General features: G+C 34.1%; 12 protein-coding genes. 2 read left to right on the top strand and 10 right to left on the bottom strand.

Annotation, left to right across the window (positions count from 1 at the left end; genetic code table 11):
- Nucleotides 1-40: 40 nt before the first annotated feature.
- Nucleotides 41-712: a GTP cyclohydrolase I FolE gene (gene folE / locus ACFX5D_RS12875; protein WP_379858595.1), complete on the bottom strand. Its 672-nt coding sequence runs from the start codon at nucleotides 710-712 to the stop codon at nucleotides 41-43.
- A 241-nt stretch (nucleotides 713-953) separates the two neighbouring features.
- Nucleotides 954-2,174 (bottom strand): pyridoxal phosphate-dependent aminotransferase, encoded by a 1,221-nt coding sequence (locus ACFX5D_RS12870; RefSeq protein WP_379858594.1) that lies wholly within the window; start codon nucleotides 2,172-2,174, stop codon nucleotides 954-956.
- A 125-nt stretch (nucleotides 2,175-2,299) separates the two neighbouring features.
- Here ACFX5D_RS12870 and ACFX5D_RS12865 point away from each other — a divergent pair, with 125 nt between their 5' ends.
- The gene (locus tag ACFX5D_RS12865) at nucleotides 2,300-3,634 is read left to right on the top strand and encodes a PDZ domain-containing protein (RefSeq protein ID WP_379858592.1); all 1,335 of its coding nucleotides are present in this window, start codon (nucleotides 2,300-2,302) and stop codon (nucleotides 3,632-3,634) included.
- Between the two features lie 57 nt (nucleotides 3,635-3,691).
- Here ACFX5D_RS12865 and ACFX5D_RS12860 read toward each other — a convergent pair whose 3' ends face one another.
- A complete protein-coding gene (locus tag ACFX5D_RS12860; RefSeq protein WP_379858591.1) occupies nucleotides 3,692-4,081 on the bottom strand; it encodes a DUF1573 domain-containing protein in 390 nt (129 codons plus the stop codon).
- Nucleotides 4,082-4,242: 161 nt separating this feature from the next.
- Here ACFX5D_RS12860 and ACFX5D_RS12855 point away from each other — a divergent pair, with 161 nt between their 5' ends.
- A complete protein-coding gene (locus tag ACFX5D_RS12855; RefSeq protein ID WP_379858589.1) occupies nucleotides 4,243-6,876 on the top strand; it encodes a valine--tRNA ligase in 2,634 nt (877 codons plus the stop codon).
- A gap of 105 nt (nucleotides 6,877-6,981) precedes the next feature.
- On the opposite strand, the gene ACFX5D_RS12850 is transcribed toward ACFX5D_RS12855, so the two are convergent.
- From ACFX5D_RS12850 to ACFX5D_RS12820, 7 genes are all read right to left on the bottom strand, one after another.
- The gene (locus ACFX5D_RS12850; protein WP_379858588.1) at nucleotides 6,982-7,797 is read right to left on the bottom strand and encodes a hypothetical protein; all 816 of its coding nucleotides are present in this window, start codon (nucleotides 7,795-7,797) and stop codon (nucleotides 6,982-6,984) included.
- A gap of 172 nt (nucleotides 7,798-7,969) precedes the next feature.
- The gene (locus ACFX5D_RS12845; RefSeq protein ID WP_379858586.1) at nucleotides 7,970-9,286 is read right to left on the bottom strand and encodes an APC family permease; all 1,317 of its coding nucleotides are present in this window, start codon (nucleotides 9,284-9,286) and stop codon (nucleotides 7,970-7,972) included.
- Nucleotides 9,287-9,453: 167 nt separating this feature from the next.
- Entirely contained in the window at nucleotides 9,454-10,002 is a 549-nt protein-coding gene (locus ACFX5D_RS12840) for a PepSY-associated TM helix domain-containing protein (protein ID WP_379858585.1), read from the bottom strand.
- A gap of 61 nt (nucleotides 10,003-10,063) precedes the next feature.
- Nucleotides 10,064-12,268, bottom strand: a complete 2,205-nt coding sequence (locus tag ACFX5D_RS12835; RefSeq protein ID WP_379858584.1) for a TonB-dependent siderophore receptor — start codon at nucleotides 12,266-12,268, stop codon at nucleotides 10,064-10,066.
- Nucleotides 12,269-12,462: 194 nt separating this feature from the next.
- Complete coding sequence (locus ACFX5D_RS12830; protein WP_379858583.1) at nucleotides 12,463-12,942, bottom strand: DUF6265 family protein; 480 nt, start codon at nucleotides 12,940-12,942, stop codon at nucleotides 12,463-12,465.
- Between the two features lie 143 nt (nucleotides 12,943-13,085).
- Nucleotides 13,086-15,386 (bottom strand): DNA topoisomerase 3, encoded by a 2,301-nt coding sequence (locus tag ACFX5D_RS12825; protein ID WP_379858582.1) that lies wholly within the window; start codon nucleotides 15,384-15,386, stop codon nucleotides 13,086-13,088.
- 35 nt (nucleotides 15,387-15,421) lie between these two features.
- Nucleotides 15,422-15,643 (bottom strand): hypothetical protein (locus tag ACFX5D_RS12820; RefSeq protein WP_379858581.1); only part of this gene is annotated, 222 nt, incomplete at its 5' end.

Here is a 15,643-nt window from a genome sequence, read left to right as displayed (position 1 = left end):
AGGGCTAGGGCTTATCGGTTAAATAGGATTTATTTGTATTTTAGAACTTCGTCTCTAACTTAATGTAATCTAGAAATTCTCTTCGCGTTTGATCATTTTTAAATTTACCGCCAAATTCAGAAGTTACAGTACTACTTTCAATATCACTTATTCCTCTTGAATTTACACAAAGGTGTTTCGCGTCAATTACGCAAGCAACATCCTCGGTACCCAAAGCAATTTGCAATTCTTGAACAATTTGCATAGTTAAACGCTCTTGAACTTGTGGTCTTTTGGCGTAATATTCTACAATTCGGTTCATTTTAGAAAGCCCAATTACTCTTCCTTTAGAAATATAAGCTACGTGAGCCCTTCCTATGATTGGCAGTAAATGATGTTCACATGTAGAATAGACGATAATGTTTTTCTCTACTAACATTTCGCCGTATTTGTAGTTATTGTCGAATGTTGAAGCTTTTGGTTTTTTAGCAGGATTTAGACCTCCAAAAATTTCTTTTACAAACATTTTGGCAACACGATTTGGAGTTCCTTTCATGCTGTCATCCGTTAAATCCATTCCAAGAGTAATCAGAATATTTTCAACGTCTTTTTTTATTTTTTCTATTTTTTCTTCATCAGAAATAGCAAATGCATCTTCTCTTAATGGATTTTTTGCACTTGTACTAATATGGTTGTTTCCTATCTCGTCTTGAAATTCTTCGTTATTTATCATCAAAAAGGTACTATTATATTGGGTATGTAAATTTAAGCGGTAAAGATAATTAATAAAAACTAAAGAATTTCTATCGTTTATACTATTTAATGATGACTTTATAGTGATCATCGGCAAAGCAGGATTTTCTAATTGTATTAAAAAAACTAAGGCAATAACTTTTCGGTTACTGCCTTTTTTTGTAAAGTATTTGAAATCTTTTGGTTATTAATAGAATAACAAAGAGGTTTTTAATTTGTAATTATTCTACTTCAATTAATTTTTGCAATCGAGTTGAATTATAAACTGGAATCGCTTCTTTTAGAATGCGAACAGCGCTAATTAGATCTTCTTTTTTAAGAACATAAGCGATGCGTACTTGATTCAATCCCATTCCTGGTGTCGAATAAAAACCGGCAGCAGGAGCAACCATAACGGTTTCACCATTCAAATCGTAACTTTCTAAAAGCCATTGTGCAAAAACATCCGTATTATCAACAGGAAGTTGTGCAATACAGTAAAAAGCAGCTTTAGGTTTGGTAACGATTACGCCTTCGATTTTATTTAATTCGGAAATCAAGGTGTCTCTACGTTCTTTATATTCTGAAATTACTTCATCAAAATAACTTTGCGGAGTATCAATGGCAGCTTCACAAGCGATTTGTTCAATCGTTGGAGGGCACAAACGTGCTTGAGCAAATTTCATTGCTGCTGAAATTACCTCTTTGTTTTTTGTTACCATACAGCCAATTCTGGCCCCACACATGCTGTATCGTTTGGAAACAGAATCGATCATAATAACATTTTGTTCAAGCCCTTCAAGATTCATTACAGAATAATGAATGTCTTCATCATATATAAATTCTCGATAAACTTCATCTGCAATCAGGAACAAATCATATTGTTTCGCTAGTTTACCCAATTGCAAAATTTCGGATTCAGAATACAAATAACCAGTAGGGTTGCTTGGATTGCAAATTAAAATGGCTTTGGTCTTTGAAGTAATTAGTTTTTCAAAGTCTTCAATCGGGGGCAACATAAAACCACTTTCAAAAACCGAATTTACGGGAACTACCGTAGCACCTGATTCTGCCGAAAAAGCACTGTAATTTGCATAAAAGGGTTCTGGAATAATGATTTCATCTCCTTGGTCCATAATACTTCCTAAGGCGAATAAAAGTGCTTCAGACCCTCCAGTTGTTATCATGATGTCTTCAAAAGAGACTTTTACATCTTGATTGGTATAAAATTGAGCTAATTTTTTTCTATAACTTTCATAACCAGCTGACGGACCATATTCAATAATAGTTAAATCAATATTTTTAATGGCTTTAATGGCGGCTTCTGGACTTTTTATGTCGGGTTGACCAATGTTTAGATGATATACTTTATGGCCTTTTTTCTTAGCCATTTCAGCAAAAGGAGCCAATTTTCGTATAGGTGATTCGGGCATTTGTTTGCCTCGGTTTGATATTTCTGGCATGATTTAATTATTGAAATGCAAATTTGCAAATTTTTTTCCAAATTTATAGCAATTAGTGAGTCTATTTGGCATGAAAAACACATAATTATGTTGTATTTTTAGTAACTTTATAGAAAGAATTTTTAATGAAAAAGGTAATTTTTTTATTTTTTATCCTTATCAGCTCCCTGACTATTTTAGCACAAGATGGTTTTCAGTTTAGTAAAGAGGTTGATAAAGTGAGTATTCCTTTTAAATTTATTAATAATTTAATTTTCATTCCAATCAACGTCAACGGTGTAGAATTAAATTTTTTGTTGGATTCAGGTGTTGAAGAAACTATTTTGTTTAGTTTGGAAGAAAAAAAAGAAATTGAATTTTCTAATGTGGAAAAAATTACTTTGCGTGGTTTAGGAAGTGAAGACGCCATCCAAGGATTAAAATCGACTAATAATATCTTGGAAATTAAAGGATTAAAATCTATAAATCATTTGCTATATATTGTTTTAGACCAGGAATTTAATCTTTCCTCTCATATTGGGATTCCTGTGAATGGGATTATTGGACATCAATTTTTTAAAAATAATCTGATTGAAATCAATTACGAAAAAAAAAGAGTAATTGTTCACAGGGATATTGAGAAAAATAGAAAAAAAATAGAAAAAAAATTTGAAAAGGTTGCTATCGCAATAGAAAGTCTAAAACCATATATATTAAGTACAGTAACTATCGATTCCGTAGAGTTTCCTGCAAAATTATTAATTGATATTGGCAACAGTGACGCAATTTGGCTCTTTGAAAATCGTTCAAAATTAATAAAAATTCCTTCTAAAAGTTTTGAGGATTTTCTGGGAAAAGGATTCAGCGGAGATGTTGAAGGGAAACGTGCGCGAATTAATAAATTTAAAATGTCTGAATTTGAATTTAAAAATCCAATTGCTGCCTTTCCAGATTCTAGTTCATTACGAAGTGTAAAAATGGTTGCTGGTCGAGTAGGCTCAGTAGGGGGTGATATTTTAAGACGATTTACAATTATTATGGATTATACTAACGGGCTTCTATATTTAAAGAAAAATAAGGAATTTAATGCGCCATTTAATTATAATAAAAGCGGAATCGAAATTCAGCAGCAAGGAATGCAATGGGTGCAAGAAACAGTATATCTGCAAACGGTTCCTATTGTTGTTACCGAGGATTCTTTTAAAACAAAAGCAGAAAAGACTGGCAATAATTTTAAATATAGCTTTAATCTAAAACCTGTTTATTCTATTGCAAATATTCGCAAAAACTCACCTTCTTTTGCTGCTGGTTTAGAGAAAGGAGATATGATTTTGTCTATAAACGGGAATCCAAGCTATAAGTATTCGTTGCAACAAATGAATTCCTTTTTGAAATCAGAAGAGAATCTTTGGATTACGATGGAAGTCGAACGAAATAACAAAAAACTAAAAATTAAGTTTCAATTGCAAAATGTTTTATAAAAAAAAACACTCTATGATTATTTTCATAAAGTGCTTTTTATAATTATCTGCGGAAATTTAATTGCCAATAACTTCGCCTTTTATTTTTAGGGCTACTCTTCCTTCTTCGTAGTTCACGGCATTAGATTCAACCGTAATTGTTTTTCGAATTGGCCCTGCAGTCATATTGTATTTTATCTCAATTTTTCCTTTTTTACCAGGTAGTATAGGGTCTTTTGTACTCGATAATATGGTGCAATTTGCTGTTGACTGAATTGAGGAAATAATCAAAGGTGCATTCCCCGTATTTGTAAATTCAAAAACCCGTATTCCATTGTCGTTTGATTTAGCTATTCTACCGTAATCGATAGTATTGTCTTTAGCTGAAAAATCAATTTTAGCTCCAGACTGAGCAAAACCCACACTGCTAACTAACAGGATTGCTATTAAAGTAATTATTTTTTTCATTTTCATTTTTTTAAATTCATTTTAGTAAAAGTACTTTGTTTTAATTAACGTACAAATATTTATTTCTCTTTTTATAGTGTACTTAATTATTTACTTTTGTTCCCACTATTAATTACAAATATCAGACCAAAGTATAATTTTGGTTTTAACAGTTGCTTTTTATGATAATTCCTGCACAATTTGACGCTAAAACTATTGAGAATAAGTGGTACGACTACTGGATGAAGAACAATTACTTTCACTCAGAGCCCGATCAGAGAACGCCATATACTATTGTAATTCCGCCACCGAATGTAACTGGAGTTTTGCATATGGGACATATGTTAAACAATACGATTCAGGATGTTTTAATAAGAAGAGCACGTCTGAAAGGTTTCAACGCTTGTTGGGTTCCTGGAACAGATCATGCTTCGATAGCTACTGAAGCTAAGGTTGTTGCAAAATTGAAAGCAGAAGGAATTAATAAAAATGATTTGACTCGGGAAGAATTTCTGGCTCACGCTTGGGAATGGACTGATAAATATGGTGGTGTAATTTTAGACCAATTGAAAAAATTGGGTGCCTCTTGTGATTGGGAAAGAACAAAATTCACTATGGATCCAGACATGTCAGCTTCGGTAATTCGTTCTTTTGTAGATTTATATAACAAAGGATTGATTTACAGAGGATACCGAATGGTAAACTGGGATCCTGAAGCAAAAACGACTTTGTCAGACGAAGAAGTAATTTATGAAGAACAAGAAGGGAAATTGTATTTCCTAAAATATAAAATCGATGGAAGTGAAGATTTCCTGACAATTGCTACGACGCGTCCAGAAACTATTTTTGGCGATACCGCTATCTGTATTAATCCAAATGACGAACGTTTTTCTCACCTGAAAGGGAAAAAGGCAATTGTCCCTATTTGTGGAAGAGTGATTCCAATTATTGAAGATGCCTATGTAGATATCGAATTTGGTACCGGTTGTCTAAAAGTGACGCCTGCTCATGATATGAATGACAAGGCACTAGGGGAGAAGCATAATTTGGAGATAATAGATATTTTCAATGAGGATGCAACGTTGAATAGTTTTGGATTACAATACCAAGGGAAAGATCGTTTTGTGGTTCGGGAAGAAATTGCCAAAGAACTAGAAAGTATCGGTGCTTTGGCAAAAATGGAAATACACTTGAATAAAGTAGGAACCTCTGAACGAACCAAAGCAGTTATCGAGCCAAGATTGTCGGACCAATGGTTCCTGAAAATGGAAGATTTGGTTAAACCTGCAATTCAATCGGTATTGGTCGATGGTGAAATTAAATTACACCCTGCTCGTTTTAATAATACATACGCACACTGGTTAAATAATATACGTGACTGGAATATCTCCCGTCAATTATGGTGGGGACAACAAATTCCTGCTTATTTCTATGGAGACGGAAAGGAAGATTTTGTAGTTGCTGAATGCATCGAGGAAGCTTTAGTTTTGGCTAAAGAAAGAACCAATAACTTACTACTTACAACTTCAGACTTAACTCAGGATGTTGATGCTCTCGATACATGGTTTTCTTCTTGGTTATGGCCAATGTCCGTTTTTGGGGGGATAATGGATCCAGAAAGCGAAGATTTTAAATACTATTATCCAACCAATGATTTAGTAACCGGTCCGGATATTTTGTTTTTCTGGGTGGCGAGGATGATTATTGCGGGTTATGAATATACGGGAAAAAAACCATTTACGAATGTTTATTTGACTGGTTTGGTACGGGACAAACAAAGACGTAAAATGTCTAAATCATTAGGAAATTCACCTGATCCTTTGGATTTAATCGAAAAATTTGGAGCTGACGGAGTTCGTGTAGGATTGCTTTTGAGCGCTTCTGCCGGTAATGATATTATGTTTGACGAGGAATTGTGTAACCAAGGAAAAGCGTTTACCAATAAAATTTGGAATGCCTTCAAACTTATAAAAGGTTGGGAAGTTTCAGATGCTATTGCGCAACCGGAATCATCTAAAGTAGCAATTGAATGGTATGAAGCCAAATTGCAACAAACGCTTCTGGAAATCGAGGACAATTTCGAAAAATATAGAATTTCAGATGCTTTAATGGCGATTTACAAACTAGTTTGGGATGATTTCTGTTCTTGGTTCCTGGAAATGATAAAACCGGCATACCAGCAACCAATTGACAGCGCAACTTTGGCGAAAGCCATAGAAATGTTAGAAAACAACATGAAATTATTGCATCCGTTTATGCCGTTCTTGACAGAGGAAATTTGGCAAATTCTTGCCGAAAGAACTAGTGAAGAAGCATTAATCGTTTCGACCTGGCCGGAAATAAAACCTTTTAACGCCCATTTAATTTCAGACTTCGAAAATACTATTGAAGTAATTTCTGGAATCAGAACGATTCGTAAAGACAAGAATATTCCTTTTAGAGATACCATTGAATTGAAAATCGTGAATAATGATAAAGCTTCAACCTATTTTGATTCGGTAGTGGCGAAATTAGGGAACATCACTTCATTGGATTATGTTTCTGATAAAGTGGATGGCGCTTTATCTTTCCGTGTAAAATCAAATGAGTATTTTATTCCTATTACCGGAAATATAAATGTAGAAGAAGAAATTGCAAAATTAGAAGCGGAATTAGTTTATACGCTAGGTTTCCTGAAATCAGTTCAAAGCAAATTAGCAAACGAGAAATTTGTGGCTGGTGCGCCAGAAAAAGTATTGGCTAACGAAGTTCAAAAAGAAGCAGATGCTTTGTCTAAGATTGAAACCATCAAGCATAGTTTGGCTGGATTGAAATAAGGATTAGTTTTCTAAAATATGAAATCCCAATGCTGAAAATTTCAGGATTGGGATTTTTTTAATTTTATAGTTTAAGAAAATCATAAACTAAAAAACGAATAGAGTTTAATAATAAGTATATCCTTTTTCGATAATATATTGACCTAAACCGTAATTGTAATAATTTAGCTTTTCTTTTGGATATCCATCTAAGTTATAATTATAACCATAATATTCATTTTCTGACGGAATACGTTTAATATTATTAGTATTGCTTATATCTTTTATATCAAAATGTCTATTAAAATTATTCTCAAAGGAATTTATAAAAAACAACTTATCGAATCCTATTATATTTTTATAGATATTAGGGCTGTTATCATATTCATAATTAATAGTAGATATAAGTGCCCCCTCTGAGTTAAATTTTTCTCTTTTTAAAATGTTACCACCATTAAAATGAACTTTTACTTTAGGGAAAGAATAATGTAGTTGCCAAACATTACTATAGGTGTAAATATCTATGTCTACAATGTTTCCAGATAGGTAGTTATAAACTAATTTAGTCTGATTCATTGGGGGAGAAATAGTTCCACTATTTGTATCCTTAAAAATTGTAGTTTTTAGCCTGTTATTCTCATAAGTATATTCAGTACTAACATAAAGAATATCATTTATATACCCATCTTCTTGAGTTATCAAATCTCCAGTATAGGTATAAATAATTTTAAACTGACCAACATTTAAACCAGTAGTCGTCGCTTCTTTAATCTTAAATCCATCATAAGTAAATGAAGTTGACAAACCGTTTGTGGAGCTTATCTCTTTTATTGTTTTAATTAGTGGATTTTTATTCTCATTTGTTGGTTCTTTGGTTTCATTTTCTGAACATGAGATAATGATTAGGAATAAAACTCCAATTATGGTCGTTAATTTATTCATTTAAATGATTTTTTTAAAGAAAGTTAATGGTTGTCAGTTTTGCAATAGAAATCTTTAAAAATGAAAAAATATTCGCAGCTAATGTTATAAAAAACACATTGTAAATGATTGTGTTTATTTAAAAAATCTCTAACGTAGATCAATCTCAAATGTTTTTATATGTTTTATTTTCTTAATTTTTGTTTCGATTTATAAATAAAAAAACAGGATAGGAAAACAATGAAATAGCGAGAATAATTACAAAATTTTTAGTGTCGCTATAGGCAAAACCCATCAATAGGGCCACTGTAGCTATAATCACGAGTATTGTAGACCAAGGATAAGCCCAAGAGCGATAAGGTCTGGGTAAATCGGGTTCTTTATTTCTCAATTTTATAAGCGAACAATAGGCCAATCCCCAAACAATGACCGACATGAAGGTTCCAAATGAAAATAAGACTTCGAAGGAACCGATATAGATCAGTAGTAAACTAATTAAGGATGAGACTAAAAGTACTACTATTGGAGTACCGCCTTTGTTAATTTTAGTTCCTTTTTGAATAAAAAAACCATCGCGACTTAATCCGAATAGGATTCGTGCCGGAATCATCATATAGGCATTGAGAATACTGATCAAAGAAAAAATGGCTATAACGGTTACTATAATTGCACCCTGAGTTCCAAACACCACTTTAGCAACATCGGCAGCTACCAATGGTGAATTGGCTAATACGGAAACAGGCAATACATAAAAGAACGCTGTATTTATTAATACATAAAGGACAATGACAATTATAGCGCCGGTATATAATGATTTTGGAATGTTTTTGCTGGGGTTTTTATCCTCTTCTGCAAAAAAGCAAACGGCATACCAGCCATCGTAAGTTCCAATTATTAATTGAAGTGATTTAAAAAATCCAAATAGTATTCCCATTTCAAAAAACGGGGTATCTTTCTCTATAGGATTAAACTGGACTCCCGAATACATAAAACAGGCGACGATTAAGGCTAGAAAAACTCCAACTTTAATAATACTTGTCAGCTGCTGGAAGTAACTTCCATTTTTTACACCGCTGACATGAAGTGTGGTAAAGGCGATTAAAAAAGCAATGGCGATAACTGTAGTCTGACTTTCTAAACTTGGAAATAAAACAACAATATATTCGCTGATAACAATACAGTAAAAAGCGGGTGGAACTGAATTTGCGATATAGTCAAACCACCCTGAAAGGAAACCGGCGTAATCCCCAAAAGCTCTTTTTATATAATTGTACGATCCCCCCGCTTTTGGTAGCATTGTGGCTAATTCAGCATAGGAGTTTGCCCCAATTAGGATGTAAATTCCACCAAAAAGCCAACAGGCAAGAATAAGCCAATAATTATCTAACATACCTGCAATAATACCTGGTGTACGTAAAATTCCAACACCAATTGTACCGCCAATTAATACTGCAATACCAAAACCAAAACCTAGACTTTTCTTTAATTGGTTGTTGTTTGTATTTTTCATAATGACTTTTTCGCTTTCACTTTTTGATTAAGGTGTGTTTTTCGATAATTTGAGTTATTGGAAACCTGTTATCCGTTCTCCAAATATAGTAAAACGCAATTTCTTTTTTTAAACAAAAAACCCCGTTTCTTTCGATACGAGGTTTTTATATTGTTGTTGAACGCGTTTTACCCAAAGAAAATCAAAAATAGTAAAGGAAATATAACTCCGGCGACTGCCAGTTTCCAGCCGCGCTGCTTGAAACTGAATTTTCCTCCTTTGATCATTATTGTTCCGGTTAATGCAATGGTAATTAGGCTTAAAGCAAAAATATCTGAATAATAAATCCAAAAATTGGAATCGTTTTTATGTAATTTCATCGATTGGCTGATGATTGGCGTTTTCATAAAAGAGACTATTTCTCCTTTTCCTGTTTTCATATCAATTTCGACATCGTGGTTTTCATAAGAAATTTTAAATGTTCCTTTTTTTACCGTGTGACGTCTCATCTTATCATCGATGCCTAATTTTTTCCCAAAATCTTCAGCAAATTTCTCGTTGATTTCGCTTTCTGCAGGAAGTTGTACTTCTATAGTCTTAGTTTCAGTCGTGTATTTTTCAGGATGCCAAGAATCTCTATGATTCATCATAAGTCCTGATAAAGCAAATGATACGATTAGTCCAATATAGAAATAGCCTAAATCTCTATGTAAATTTCTGAAAGTCTTTTTGTTCATGTTTTTGGTCTGTTAAAATGGTTTGAAAAAAATTAGACTTTTTTTTTAATAAAAGGTTTAATTAGAATTTATATTTTAAACTCGTCATTACTTGGCGCGGTGCAATAGGGTTCACGCTGTAGTTTTCATGAACGGTATAATTCAATTCATTTGTAATATTAGATAATTTGCAAAGGATTGAAAACTGTTTCCATTCGTACCCTGCAGATACGTCAATAGTGGTGTAATCGTTTAAAGGAATTTCTCGTATATTAATTCCTGAAGGCAATGTGGTATCGATTTGATTGTTCCATCCTCCCATTCTTTTTCCGATGTAATTAGCTATGGTTCCTACAGAAAATCCTTTTAATATGCCTGCAGGTAATTTGTAGAATAAACTGAAGTTAGCAGTGTTGGCAGGAGTTCTAACCAAACGATCTCCTTCAATATTGCTTCCGTTTAATCCTGAAGTTTTAGTATAACGCATGTCATTGTAACTGTAACCAGCCATGATATTCAAACCATCCATTAGTTTTGCGGTGATGTCTATTTCTACTCCTTTACTTTTAGTTGCTCCGCTCAAAACTTTTACGTTCGAATCTGTATTTTGTGTAACACCATCCGTTTTAAATTCAGCAGTCTGAGCTAAATTGTTATTTGTAATTTGGTATAAAGTTACATTAGTACTAAATATTCCTCTCCAGAAATCTTTTTTAACTCCAACTTCATATTGATCTATAACCGAAGGTTTAATTACTTCATTGTTTACTGTAAATCCAGTATTTGGTGTGAATGAGTTGGCGTAGCTAGCAAACAAAGACATGTTTTTTGCGGGTTGAAATACCAGTCCCAATTTTGGCGAAAAAGCCTCGTCAATACGTTTTTTCTCTTCCGTAACGGTGTTTTTTATTATGTCTGATGTTTCCGCTTGTGCTTCTTGCCAAGACCAACGTACTCCTGCCAAAACCTTAAATTGTTCGGTAACGGAAATTAAATCTTGTGCGTAAATTCCAAAACGATTGGTATCTGTCTTTACTATTTTAGTGTTTTTTGAATTTGGTATAGCTCCACCTTGATCAAAATTATTAAAATCAAAAATAGTACCGCTACCATAAGTTGTTGGAGAAAAGGTAAAGGTATAGGCTTGTAAAAAAGAGTTTTCAAAATCCATACCAATAAATAATTGGTGTTTAACTTTTCCCGTTGTAAAAGTTCCTTGCAAACTGAATTGTTCTCCTATGATTTGTTCTAAGTTTTTATTTTCTCCCAATGGTCGTTTCCAATCTCCATTAGTTGCAGGTACGATACGTTCTGTTCCTTTAGAAGTTCTGCTGTAATCTTGCAATGAAGTATTAAAATCGAGTTTCCAGTTTTTATTGAAATCATGGCTTACCAATCCAGAAATGGAAGCTGTTTTGGTTTGTCCATTAGACCAAGTTGCCCCTAAATATAGACTACGAGGAAGATCGAGAATTTCTTTTCCAATGCTTCCCGTTCCAAAATCAGGTGTCCAATTGTCTTTTAAATAGTCTCCTTGCAAGGTAATTTCGGTTTTATCACTCAATTTGAAAAGAAAAGAGGGATTGATATAATAACGTTCTTTTTTTACTACATCTCTATAGCTTTCCGAATTTTCATAAGTACCATTAAAGCGGTAAGCGATAAATTTATTTAAGGGACCATAAATATTAATTGTTGGTTTGTAAAATGAATAACTTCCTATTTGCATCCCTATTTTTCCTCCCTTTTTGAATGAAGGCGCTTTGGTTACCATGTTCAAAATTCCACCCGGGGCTACGTTTCCGTATAATAATGCAGCACTTCCTTTTAGTATTTCTACTTTTTCTAATGAAGAAACTTCAGGTATTGAACCGCCATTAAAACGAAATCCATTTTTAAACATGTTGTTAGTAGTCATATCGTAGCCTCTTGACCAAAAAGATTCCTGAGCCCCACCGCGTATAGATCCAACGTAAACACCATTAACATTTTTTATTACATCGCTCAGTCGAATTGATTGTTGTTGCGCTATGATTTCTGCACCAATTATTTGCATGCTTTGCGGAACATCCATTGGTTTTAAGCCTGATCGTACCGCTGAAACTGATTTTTGTTGTTGTGTTACAATAACTTCTTTAAGAATTCCTCCTTTTTTATTTTTTATAGTATCTGAAACAGTATCGAATGTTTCAATTGAATTTGCTTTTTCAATAATATTTGCAGCTTCTTGGGCAAAGCCAGCCATACTAAATAATAATGTTAAAGTTGGGAGCAAAATATATTTCATGATTATTTATTTGGAATGATTAAAAATAATAATGCAAAGATATAACCCACTTTTGATTTAATAAAACTTATTTAGACTAAATATAAATAATATTTAAAAATAATTTTTAGTGATTTGGAAGTCAGTATTTTATGACATAAAAAAACCTTGCTTATGTAGAGCAAGGTTTTGATTGGAACTTAAATGTTAAAATTTTATTTGATTTTCTTCATCGAAAACTGTTCTGAACTTGGTTTCCCTTGTTGAATTCCCGAAATTTTAGCCACCAAACTGTCAGGAGTAATTTGGGTATAACTGATTTTTTGAGGGTAGTCGTGTTTTGGATTTTCAAAAACCAATTGTTTCTCGGTTGCAGTTGTCAATTTAAAAGAAACCGGTTTGTCATCGTTTTGTCCTTTTACGGCTGCATTATAAGTCAAATCTTCTCCTTTTTGTTGTAATGTGATCGATTCAAAATGTAACGTATCTTTCTCTTTAATGTAATAGGATTGTGCTTGAAAAGTACTGTCGTTTACTTTTTCCCAATTTTCCGTTAAATTGCCATCAGCTGATTTGTTTTCCCAATTGCCCAAAAGCCAACTTGCTGCTTTGATTTTTTCAATTTTGTTTGAATCAGAATTTTTGCAAGAAACAATGGCTAACAAAAGCAGTATAAGAGTCGTTTTTTGAAACATTGGTGTAAATATTGAGTTTTATTTTGGATAAGCTAAAGTATGAAAAAATAGAATAGAAAGATTTTTGATTTTAGATTAACGATTTTTGATATTATAGATTTCTTAAATTGACAATCTACTAATTTATTAACCCAAATCAGAAATCAGCAATTATTTTCGTTTTCTTTCAAAATAGTATAAACCAATTCTTTAGTCGGTTTTTGATCTTTTAGTTTTGCTCTGACCACCTCAAAAGTAACTTTGAAATCACATCCCAATTTATAGTTGCTGCAACCATAAGCGGTTTTTCCTTTCAAAACCGTTCCTTTTTGACATTTCGGACAGGCTAATTCGTCTGGAATAGCTTTCGCCTCCGTTTTCTTAGGTTCTAATTTGAGTTTAAAATTTTTATCAAAGCGGAGCAAACCTTCCACAGCACCAGCATCGGTTTTAAAGTCTTTTAAATTTACGGTAGATCCTTTTTGCAGCAATCGCAAGTATTGGTTCTCAGATATTTTTTTCTCCGCAAAAGTGTAAGGCAATAGAAATGTGCAACCTGCTTTATAATCGCCACAACCATAAGAAGATTTTCCTTTAATAAGTGTCGCTTTTTTACATTTCGGACAGACTTCCGCCAAAATTCCTGCCGCTTTCTTTTTCTCAACTTTAACCACTACTTTTTGAACGCTTCCTGCATGCGAAATATTGGCGCGTCTGGTTTCACTGCGTACTTCATAAACCAAGACTTCTACCATGCGTTTCATATTATTGATGAACGCAGCAGCGGTAAAGGTTCCTTTTTCAATATCTTTCAACTGCTTTTCCCAGGAACCCGTCAGTTCTGCCGACTTTACCAAATCATTTTGAATGGTGTCAATCAGCTGAATTCCCGTTGGCGTTGGCAACACCTGTTTTTTGTTTCGAACAATGTACTGACGTTTAAACAGCGTTTCGATAATGTTAGCTCGTGTGGATGGACGCCCAATACCGTTTTCTTTCATCAATTCGCGTAAATCTTCATCGTCCACTTGTTTGCCCGCGGTTTCCATGGCGCGCAATAAGGTTGCCTCCGTAAACTGATTGGGTGGTTTGGTCTCCTTTTCTAAAAACGAAGGTTCGTGCGGTCCTTTTTCGCCTACAACAAAACTGGGTAATATATCGGCTTCTTTTTCTTTGGCGTTTGAGTCTTCGAAGACTATTCGAAAGCCCTTTTTTAAGATTTCTTTTCCGGTGGTTTTGAAAGCTAAATCGCCTGCTTTCCCGATTATGGTGGTATTGGCAACCAAACAATCGTCATAAAAAACGGCAATAAAACGCTTTGTAATTATGTCATACACCTGTTGCTGATTGTATTGCAAATTGCTTTGAATCCCCGTTGGAATAATCGCATGGTGATCGGTTACTTTTTTGTCATTGAAAACTTTGGTCGATTTTTTAATCTTTTTTCCTAAAAGTGCTTGCGTCAACGGGGCATAATTGGTTAAATTTTGCAGAATCCCGGGCACTTTTGGATAAATATCATTCGGCAAAAACGTGGTGTCGACTCTGGGATACGTGACTACTTTTTGTTCGTACAAAGTCTGAACAATTTTAAGCGTTTCATCTGCCGTAAATCCAAACTTGGTATTGCAATATACTTGCAAGCCTGTTAAATCAAAAAGCTTAGGTGCAAATTCATTGCCATTCTTTTTTTCGACAGAAACTATTTCGAAATCACTTTCTTTGACTTTTTGGGCCAAAATTTCGCCATCTTCTTTCTTCAAAAAGCGTCCTTCCTCGTAACTAAAAAGCGTCTCTCGATATACCGTTTGCAACTCCCAATACGGTTGCGGCTTGAAATTTTCAATTTCCTTGAAGCGGTCCACGACCATCGCTAATGTTGGGGTTTGTACCCTTCCAATGGACAATACTTGCTTGTATCCGCCATGTTTTACGGTGTACAAACGTGTGGCGTTCATACCCAGCAACCAGTCGCCAATGGCTCTGGAAAATCCGGCATAGTACAAATTATCGTAGTTGGCGGATGGTTTTAGATTTTGAAAGCCTTCTTTGATGGCTTCGGTGGTTAGGGATGAGATCCACAAGCGTTTTACTTCACCTTTGTAATTGGCTTCGTTCATCACCCAGCGCTGAATAAGTTCTCCTTCTTGCCCGGCATCCCCGCAGTTGATGACCAATTCCGCTTTGTCAAACAGGCTTTTTATGATTCTGAATTGCTTTTGGATCCCCGAATTTTCGACCACTTTGGTTTCAAATTTATCGGGAAGCATGGGCAGGTTGTTCAGTTCCCAACTTTTCCAATGGGGTTTGTAATCGTTCGGTTCTTTTAAGGTACATAAATGCCCAAAAGTGTAGGTTACAGCATAACCATTACCTTCGTAATACCCATCTCGCTTGGTATTAGCTCCCAAAACGGATGCGATTTCGCGTGCTACACTTGGTTTTTCGGCAATACAGACCTTCATTTTCTCCTTCTAATTTAAGGGCGCAAATTAGGAATTTAGAAATTGGTATTAAAAAAAAATCGGTAGGAGTTATGAACGGATAGGAGTGAGGCTTTACGAGGAACGAAGCAATCACATCCCAGTTTGTCTATTGTTTTAGTTAGCCATTGTTGAACTAAACCTTCGGTAGCACTTACCGAGATTTTGTACCTTACGAAGATAATTAAAATTCGTAAATTATGACTACAAAAAAAAGCATCCCGATGCGTTAAGAGAAA

Origin of the sequence: Flavobacterium fructosi, assembly GCF_042787335.1 — a bacterium.
Classification (GTDB): domain Bacteria; phylum Bacteroidota; class Bacteroidia; order Flavobacteriales; family Flavobacteriaceae; genus Flavobacterium; species Flavobacterium fructosi.
This window is presented reverse-complemented; position numbering and strand designations above follow the sequence as displayed.